This is a genomic window from Streptomyces synnematoformans (genome assembly GCF_039531005.1).
GTDB lineage: Bacteria > Actinomycetota > Actinomycetes > Streptomycetales > Streptomycetaceae > Streptomyces > Streptomyces synnematoformans.
In genome coordinates this window covers 1-6,812 of sequence record NZ_BAAAPF010000364.1, presented here as the reverse complement: position 1 = coordinate 6,812, position 6,812 = coordinate 1, and the positions used below count along the sequence as shown (strand labels likewise).

Sequence of the window (6,812 nt, the reverse complement as noted above, 5' to 3'; positions counted from 1 at the left end):
CGGCTCCCGCCGCCGCGCGGGCCGCGGGCCCGAGCGGCCCGGCAGCGCCCGGCGTACCGGGGTGCGGTCCGCCAGCTCCTCCGGCGCGGCGGTGAGCAGCGCGGCGAGCAGCGCCACCACCGCCAGCACGCCGCCGAAGCGGCCCTGCTGCAGCGTGACCCGGATGCCGTGCCGCTGCGCGAGCTGCCCGACCACGAACAGGCCCAGCTGGTCGGAGGACCTGGCGAGCACCGCGTACGGCGGAACGTCCAGCAGCCGCCCGTTGAGCGCCTCGAAGTACCAGCTCTCCGGCGCCCGCCCCTTGTCCTCGACCTCGATCGCGACGCCGGTGGCGGTGTCGGTGGCGCGGACGAAGACCTCGTAGCCGCTGGGCGAGTAGGTGGTGGCGTTCTCGATCAGCTCGGCGATCAGGTGGGTCAGCTCGCCGGCCACCTCGGGCACCACCCACGCCTCGGCCCGGAACTCCTTGGTGACCTGGGCGAAGCCGCGGGACTCGCCGGCCGCGTCGACGATCAGGTTGGCGATGTGCACGGGCTCGGTGTGCGGGCCCACGACAGAGCCGCCGGAGAGCACCAGCAGGTTCTCCAGCTGGCGGCGCACCCGCACGGTGAGGTGGTCCAGCTCGTACAGCTCCGCCAGCAGCGCGGGGTCGGTGTCCGCGTAGCGGTGCTGCAGCTCGTCCAGCGTGCGCAGCACGGCGACGATGAGGGTGACGGCCCGCATGGTGACGCCCTCGGCGAACTTCTCGAAGCCGAACCGCTCCTCGTGCACGATCCGCGCCGCCTCGACCACCTCCTCCGCGAGCCGGGCGACGACGTTGGAGATCTCGTCGAACTCGTCGGCGGCGGCGACCTGCGTGGGCAGCGCCGACAGGTCGACGTCCTCGCCGCGCTGCAGCCGGACGATCATCTGCGGCAGCTGCCGGCGGGCGACCGCGAGCGCGCTGGAGCGCACCTCCTCGGCCCGGCGCACGATGGTGCGGCTGACCCGGAGCACGACGCCGAGCACGAGCGCGGCCAGCACGACGCCGCCGGCGGCGATCCCGTACGCCGTCGTCCGCAGCTCGCCGGCGCGGTCGGCGGCGTCGTCGGACAGCGCCCGGACGCGGGCGGTGGCCAGGCCCGCGAGGCTGGGGCCGAGGCGCTCGTACGCCGACTCCCAGCCGGCGGTCCCGCCGGGCAGCGTGACCGCGCCGCCGGCGTCCCGGCCCGCGCCGACCACCGCGTCCTCGATCCGGGACTTGCCGGTCCACTCCGCGGAGGTGGTGATGGCGTCGTAGCGGCCCTTCTCGCCGTCGGGCAGCAGCGGTCCGGCGAGCGTCCCGTACGCGAACCGCTGCACGCCGACGGCCTCGGCGAAGCGGGCGTGGTCCGCGGCCGGCAGCCGGCCGTCCCGCGCGCCGGCCAGCAGGGTGTCCTCGAACGCCAGCGCCTCGCCGGCCTGCAGCAGGGCGGTCAGCGGGCGGGCGCCCCGGGCGAGGGTGCCGTTGGGGGCGCGCAGCCGGGTGTGGACGTCGATGGTCTGCTCGACGGCCCGGGTGTACGCCGCCCGCGCCTCGTCGCCGGCGCCGGTGCGCCCGGCGGCCCGCTCGCGTACCGCGTCGAGCGCCTCGACCCGGCGCAGGGCGGCGGTCAGCAGCGGGCGGGCGCCGGCGTCGGGGGCGTCCTCGGCCACCTCGCGGAGTTCGACGGCGGCCTGGTCGGTCAGGGCCTGCTGGTTGCCGAGCTGGGCGGCGTTGACGGGGCCGCGGGCCCAGTGCAGCGCGGTCATCCGGCGCTCCGCCTGCAGTTCGGCGACGAGCGCGAGGGACGGCCGCTGCAGCCGGTCGAGGGTGTCGGCGTAGTCCTGCACGGCCGCGGCCCGGTTCAGCTCCCGGGCGGCGCCGACCGCGGCCAGGGCCGCCAGCGCCACCGTGACGACCGCGGCCAGGATGCGATGGAGCGTACGCAGGCGCACGGGGCGCCCGCCGTGGGCGGTGGGAGTGGTTGCGGACATCGGACCTCACGGAGCGCTGTTCGGTTTCGGTCGGGCCGGGGCTCCGGGCCGCCCCCGGGGCTGCGGCGGCGGCCCGGTGCGCGTCACACCAGGTCCTTGCCGAGCTCTGCCATCTCGGGGTCGGCGGTGTACACGGGTGTCTGGTACGAGCGCCGGCCGGCCACCCACCACGAGACGGTGGCGAGCAGCAGGACGGCGACCAGGGCCACCGAGGCGTAGTTGAACGTGTCCACCGTGACGGGCGACGCCTGCGGCAGACAGAAGATCACCGTGATCACGGCCACCCAGCACACGGCTATCCAGCCGATCACCGAACTCCACCGGCCCAGGTTCCACGGTCCGGGCACGAAGCGGTTCTTCGCGCGCAGCCGCAGATAGATGGGGATGGCGTAGGCGGGGGTGATGCCGATGACGTTGATGGCGACCACCGCGCCGTACGCGGTCGCCGAGTACAGCGACGGCAGCGCCAGGCAGAACGCGACGGCGACCGACAGCACGACCGCCCGGGTGGGCACGCCGGTGCGCGGCGAGACCCGGCGCCACAGCTTGGAGCCGGGCAGCGCGCCGTCGCGGGAGAAGGCGAAGACCATCCGCGCGGTCGCGGCGGTCTCGGCGTTGCCGCAGAAGAGCTGGGCGCAGATGACGATGAGCAGCAGGGCCTTGGCGCCGCCCTCGCCGAGGGCGTCGATGAAGATCTGCGCGGGTGGCACGCCGGTGGCGGACTCCTGGGTGCCGACGTAGTCCTGGATGGCGAACGTCAGCCCGGCCAGCAGCACGAAGCCGGCGATCCAGGAGACCCAGATCGCGCGGACGATGCCCTTGGCGGAGCTGACCTGGGCCTGGGTGGTCTCCTCCGACAGGTGGGCGGAGGCGTCGTAGCCGGAGAAGGTGTACTGGGCGAGCAGCAGGCCGATGGCGGTGACGTAGAACGGGTTGTTCCAGCCGGTGTCGTTGTTGAACTCGCCGAAGACGAAGCCGGCCGACTGGTGGCTGTCGGGGATGATGATCAGGACGGCGACGATGATCGTGACGCCGGCCAGGTGCCACCAGACGCTGATGGAGTTGAGGAGGCTGACGACGCGTACCCGCAGCAGGTTCAGGCTCATGTGCAGCACCAGGATGACCGCGAAGATCAGCAGCGTCTTCTCCGCGGTGGGCTCGAAGCCCCACTGGAGGTTGAAGAACGCGCCGAGGAACAGCGCGCAGCCGTAGTCGATGCCGGCGATGGCGCCGAGCAGGCCGAGCAGGTTGAGCCAGCCGGTGTACCAGCCCCAGCGGGGGCCGCCGAGCTGGTGGGCCATGTAGTAGAGCGCGCCGGAGGTGGGGTAGGCGCTGGTGACCTCGGCCAGGCCCATGCCGACGCAGAGCACGAAGAGGCCGACGGCCACCCAGCCCCACATCATGACGGCCGGTCCGCCGGTGCTGAGCCCGAAGCCGTACAGGGTCATGCAGCCGGAGAGGATCGAGATGACCGAGAAGGAGATGGCGAAGTTGCCGAACGGTCCCATGCGCCGCGCGAGTTCCGGCTCGTAGCCGAGATCTCGGAGGTGGGCGTCGTCGTCCTTGCGCCGGGACGTGCCGGCGGTGCTGACCGGCGCTTGTGACATGGGGTGACCTCCGAAGGGGAATGGCAGGGGCATGACAGTCGAAAACGGACGGGTACGCCCGGTCACCCGCTACCGAGAGCCATCGAGCGGGCGCGTAAGAACTCGGCCTCGGCCAGGTCCTGCCGGTCGGGGTCCTCGGTCACGTAGGCCCAGGGCAGCAGGGTGGCGTACGGGCCCAGGGCGGTGAACACCCGGGCGGCCTCGGCGTACTCGCGGGCGGCGCTGAGCGCGTGCGCCAGGTGGTTCAGGTCCAGCACGGAGCGCACGTCGGCGTTGGTGACGTCGAACCAGCCGTCGAGCGCCCGCCGCGTGTCCCGCAGGATGTCCTCGCGGGACCACTGGCGGTGCACCAGCGCGTCGCCGCGGCCGCGGCGGCGCTCGAACTGGTAGTGCTCGGCGTGCGCGAAGAGCGGCAGCACGAGGAGCGGCGAGGCGGTCGGGGCCCAGGAGCCCACCCAGCGGGCGAAGTCCATCGCGTACGCCTGCGAGCCGCCCGCGGCCGCGCAGAGCTGCAGCACCCGGTGGAACGCCTCGCGGTTGTACCGGTCCCGCCTGACGACCTCGTCCAGCAGCCCCCACGGCCCGTGCGGCAGCAGGTTCTCCGGCGGCGCCACCCGGTGCTCGGGCCGCTGCTGCCGCGGGTCCGCCTGCGCCAGCGCCAGCAGGCCCACCCACGGCACCGGATCGCCGGGGTGCAGCAGCGCGGCCTCCCGGCACGCCTGCCGCGCGTCCTCCTCCAGCTGCCCGGCGCTGGGGTGCCGCTGCCGGTGCGCCTGCACGGCCCGGCCGACGGCCACGCGGGCCAGCATCATCCGCGCGTCGGCGCTCTCCGGCTCCTCGTCGAGCCAGATCTGCACCACCGCCGACTTGGCGGCCACCACCCCGAGCACCTGCGACCGCGCGGTACGCGCCCCCCAGTCGGCGCCGGTACGGGCGAGCAGGGCGCGCATCGACATCCACCGGCCGACGCGCAGGTCGTCGACGACGACCCGTAAGTCGTCGTCGAGGCCGGCGAGATGGTAGACGGGCCGGAAGTCGCCGCGCCCGGAAGCTCCGCCGCGGGCCATCACCACCCCCCGCGCGGCGCGCGGGACGGCGCGCCGGGTACGCATACGGGACGCGGCGGCGGGGGGCGGGTCGGTCCGGCTAAGCGGGCGCACCTCGGCGACTGCCATGCGATGTTCATCGAAACCTCGGGCACGCGCACGCGGGTGGTGCGTGGTACTGGTGCGCGGCTTTCCTGCGGACGTTCGTGATGGGGTCGAAGGGATCGTAGCGACACGAGCGCCGTCTGTGTAATCCACCGGGGAATGTTGCCGACTAGCAACGCAAGGTCTGGACCGCCAGTCGCCGTCCGGTCCCTCGTACACGACAGCCAAGAGCGGCGCCCGTCACCGTGGGTGACGGGCGGCGCTTCCGCCGTCCGGCGGCTCAGTCGGTGGCCGGGCGGCGCCGGCGCATGGTGTAGACGGCCGCCGCGCCGGCCGTGGTCATGGCCGCGGCGGCGGTGATGAGCGGCGTCGTCGGGGTGCCGCTGCCGGTCTCGGCGAGGGAGTCGGTGGCGCCGCCGACGGAGGCAGGGCCGCCCGCGGTGCCCACGGAGCCGCCGGTCGACTGGGTGCCGCCGGCGGAGGGGTCGTCGGTGCCGGGGAGTTCGGCGTTCTCGTCGAGGGTGACGGCGAGGCTGACCGGGTCGAGGGCGGCGCCCGGCTCGTAGAAGCCGCCGAAGGCGCCCGCGCCGGACTCGGTCAGGGCGGCGGGGATGTCGGTCAGCTCGACGACGTCGTCGGTCGCCGTCAGTTCGGCCGGGTCGAGTGCGAGGTCGGCGACGGCGACGTCGTCGCTCTCGGTGACCTCGCCGCTCTCCCGGTCCTTGGCCGACACGTCCGCGACGAGCGCGGCGCCGTCGCCGTCCGCCTGCACTTTCAGATCGCTGAACTTCAGGTCCAGCGTGTACTCGCCGCCCTCCTCGTGGCCCAGGAAGCGCACGGTGCCGCCGAACGCCGCGTCCAGCGACGGCTCGTCGGCGTCGAAACCGCCCTGCGCGTCCGGGAAGCGGAAGCCGTCGGACTGCGCGGCGGCGCCGCCGGTCAGCTCGATCCTCCCGTGCGCGATCGGCCCCTCGACGTAGTCGCGGAAGGACTTCTTCACGCCCCAGTCCAGCCGGCCGCCGGCGATCACCCCGGCCTCGGCCTCCGGCTGCTCCGTGCCGCCGGAGCCGCCGGACCCGCCCGAACCGCCGGTGCCGTTGGAGCCGTTGGAGCCGTTGGAACCGGCGGACCCGCCGCCGGACGCGGTGCCGCCGCCCCCGCTGCCACTCCCGCCGCTGCCGCTTCCGCCGGAGCCGCCGCCGGACGTGGTGCCGCCGTCCCCGCCGCCGTCGTCCGCCTGCTTCACCGACAGCGTCGCCGGGTCGAGTTCGGTGCCCTCCGCGTACATGCCGTTGAACGCCTCCGCGCCCTCCGCGGTCAGCGTGGCCGGGATGTCGGCGAACGTCATCGCGCCGTCCGCGCCGCCGCCGGGCCGCACGTCGGTGAGGTCGAGGCCGGCGAACTCCACGTCCTCCGCCGTCTCGCCGGCGGCGGTGACGTCGGCCGTGATCGCGCCGGTGGTGGCGTTCTCGGTGGTGAGCTTGACGTCCGCCAGCGTGATGTCGAAGCCGTGGCGGGTGGAGGCGAAGCGCACGCTGCCGTCGAAGGCCGTGTCGACGGCGTGGGTGGTCGTGTCGTACGTGCCCGTCCCGCCGCCGAAGGTGAACGGGCCGTTGTCCGGGGCCTGTTCCGCGCCGTCCGCGGTGGTGATCTCGCCGTGCGCGGTGGTCACGACGTAGGTGCGCCAGGACTGCTTGACGCCCCAGGTCAGGGTGCCGTCCGTCAGCTCGGCGGCCGCGGTCCCGGGCGCTCCGCTGGCGGCCGCGGCGGGCAGGGCCAGCGCGACGGCGCCGAGCGCGGTCGCGGCGGCGATGGCTGCGGTGAGGCGCAGCGGGGTGGCGGTCATCTCGTGTTTCTCCTCGACGTGTCGGTGCTTCAGTCGGTCGCGCCGGGATTCCCGGCGTCGTCGGTGTCTTCAGTGGCGCTCGGGGGAGTGTGCGCGGGGGCGGGGGTCCGGGCGGCGAGGGCCGCCGCCGTCCGGCGCCGGCGCACCACGGCGTAGGCGAGCAGCGCGGCGGCCGGCACGGCCGCCGCGCCCACGCCCAGCGGCACGGCGGGC

Annotated in this window: 4 protein-coding genes and 1 pseudogene; all 5 read right to left on the bottom strand. The window is 74.6% G+C overall.

Translation table 11 applies throughout. The features are described 5' to 3' along the window. Window positions 1–1,995 (bottom strand): sensor histidine kinase (locus tag ABD317_RS31995; RefSeq protein ID WP_344294559.1); only part of this gene is annotated, 1,995 nt, incomplete at its 3' end. Between the two features lie 83 nt (window positions 1,996–2,078). Continuing rightward, window positions 2,079–3,602, bottom strand: coding sequence for an amino acid permease (locus ABD317_RS31990; protein ID WP_344294557.1), 1,524 nt, complete (start codon window positions 3,600–3,602; stop codon window positions 2,079–2,081). 62 nt (window positions 3,603–3,664) lie between these two features. Continuing rightward, window positions 3,665–4,669, bottom strand: coding sequence for a hypothetical protein (locus tag ABD317_RS31985; protein WP_344294561.1), 1,005 nt, complete (start codon window positions 4,667–4,669; stop codon window positions 3,665–3,667). A 364-nt stretch (window positions 4,670–5,033) separates the two neighbouring features. Continuing rightward, window positions 5,034–6,599 (bottom strand): HtaA domain-containing protein, encoded by a 1,566-nt coding sequence (locus ABD317_RS31980; RefSeq protein ID WP_344294555.1) that lies wholly within the window; start codon window positions 6,597–6,599, stop codon window positions 5,034–5,036. A gap of 29 nt (window positions 6,600–6,628) precedes the next feature. Further along, a pseudogene (locus ABD317_RS31975) lies at window positions 6,629–6,812 on the bottom strand (HtaA domain-containing protein); the annotation flags it as partial.

What these genes read in the sequence shown, in the direction of transcription:
- ABD317_RS31990 (WP_344294557.1), bottom strand. Translation starts at nt 3,602, where the DNA reads ATGTCACAAGCGCCGGTCAGCACCGCCGGCACGTCCCGGCGCAAGGAC.
- ABD317_RS31985 (WP_344294561.1), bottom strand. Translation starts at nt 4,669, where the DNA reads ATGGCCCGCGGCGGAGCTTCCGGGCGCGGCGACTTCCGGCCCGTCTAC.
- ABD317_RS31980 (WP_344294555.1), bottom strand. Translation starts at nt 6,599, where the DNA reads ATGACCGCCACCCCGCTGCGCCTCACCGCAGCCATCGCCGCCGCGACC.